The organism is Brevundimonas sp. P7753 (genome assembly GCF_013386595.1).
Taxonomy (GTDB): domain Bacteria; phylum Pseudomonadota; class Alphaproteobacteria; order Caulobacterales; family Caulobacteraceae; genus Brevundimonas; species Brevundimonas bullata.
In genome coordinates this window covers 1-1586 of record NZ_JACARP010000191.1, presented here as the reverse complement: position 1 = coordinate 1586, position 1586 = coordinate 1, and the positions used below count along the sequence as shown (strand labels likewise).

Below are 1586 nucleotides of genomic sequence, written 5' to 3'. Positions count from 1 at the left end.
ATGCCGGCTTCGGCTTCCTGAGCGGCCAGGCTGGCGCCTGCGTCGTTCTGGGCCAGGGCGTCGCGGCGGATGTCCTGGCTGATCTTCATGCTGCAGAACTTGGGTCCGCACATGGAGCAGAAGTGGGCGGTCTTGTGGGCCTCCTTCGGCAGGGTGGCGTCGTGGTATTTGCGGGCGGTTTCGGGGTCGAGGCCGAGGTTGAACTGGTCCTCCCACCGGAACTCGAAGCGGGCTCGTGAAAGCGCGTCGTCGTGCATGCGGGCGGCGGGGTGGCCCTTGGCCAGGTCGGCGGCGTGGGCGGCGATCTTGTAGGTGATGACGCCGTCCTTGACGTCCTGACGGTCGGGCAGGCCCAGGTGCTCCTTCGGCGTGACGTAGCAGAGCATGGCCGTGCCGAACCAGCCGATCATGGCCGCGCCGATGGCGCTGGTGATGTGGTCGTAGCCGGGGGCGATGTCGGTGGTCAGCGGGCCAAGCGTATAGAAGGGCGCCTCGTGGCAGTGCTTGAGCTGCTCATCCATGTTGGCCTTGATCTTGTGCATCGGCACGTGGCCGGGGCCTTCGATCATGACCTGACAGCCTTTGGCCCAGGCGATCTTGGTCAGTTCGCCGAGGGTGCGCAGTTCTGCGAACTGGGCCTCGTCATTGGCGTCGGCGATGGAGCCGGGGCGCAGTCCGTCGCCGAGGCTGAAGGAGACATCATAGGCCCGCATGATGTCGCAGATGTCCTCGAAGTGCTCGTAGAGGAAGCTCTCCTTGTGGTGGGCCAGGCACCATTTGGCCATGATGGAGCCGCCGCGCGAGACGATGCCCGTCACGCGCCTGGCCGTCATCGGCACGAAGGGCAGGCGCACGCCCGCGTGGATGGTGAAGTAGTCCACGCCCTGTTCCGCCTGTTCGATCAGGGTGTCGCGGAACACCTCCCAGGTCAGGTCCTCGGCGATGCCGTTCACCTTCTCCAGCGCCTGATAGATGGGCACGGTGCCGATGGGGACGGACGAGTTGCGGATGATCCAGTCGCGGATGTTGTGGATGTTGCGGCCCGTCGACAGGTCCATGACGTTGTCGGCGCCCCAGCGGGTGGCCCAGACCAGCTTGTCGACCTCGTCATCGACGCTGGAGAGGACGGCCGAGTTGCCGATGTTGGCGTTGATCTTCACCAGGAAGTTGCGGCCGATGATCATCGGCTCGANNTCCATCTCGGGCGTGATGATCCCGGCCTTGGCGTATTCGTACTGCGTCACCGGGCGGCCCTCGACGCCCTTGAAGACCTGATGGTGCGAGGTGTCGAAGCGGGGGGCGAGGTTCTTGCCGGACGCGTGGCCGTTGTCTTCCGGTTTGACCTCGCGCGGGTTCAGGACGGGGGCGATGTCGCCGCGATCCAGCTGCCAGCTGGATTTGACCTTGGGCAGGCCGCGCTTGATGTCGATGGTGACGGCGGGGTCGGTGTAGGGGCCGGATGAGTCATACATCGTCACCGGCGGCTCGTTGGCGCTCGGGTGGACGGCGACCTCGCGGAAGGGGACGCGGATGTCGGGGTAGAGCTCGCCCGCCACATAGACCTTCACGCCGCCGGCGCGGGGGCC

Annotated in this window: 1 protein-coding gene; it reads right to left on the bottom strand. The window is 66.1% G+C overall.

The window, feature by feature from the left end; genetic code table 11:
• The coding region (gene thiC / locus HX774_RS18975) for a phosphomethylpyrimidine synthase ThiC (RefSeq protein ID WP_178828970.1) at positions 1-1586 on the bottom strand (1586 nt) is incomplete at both ends.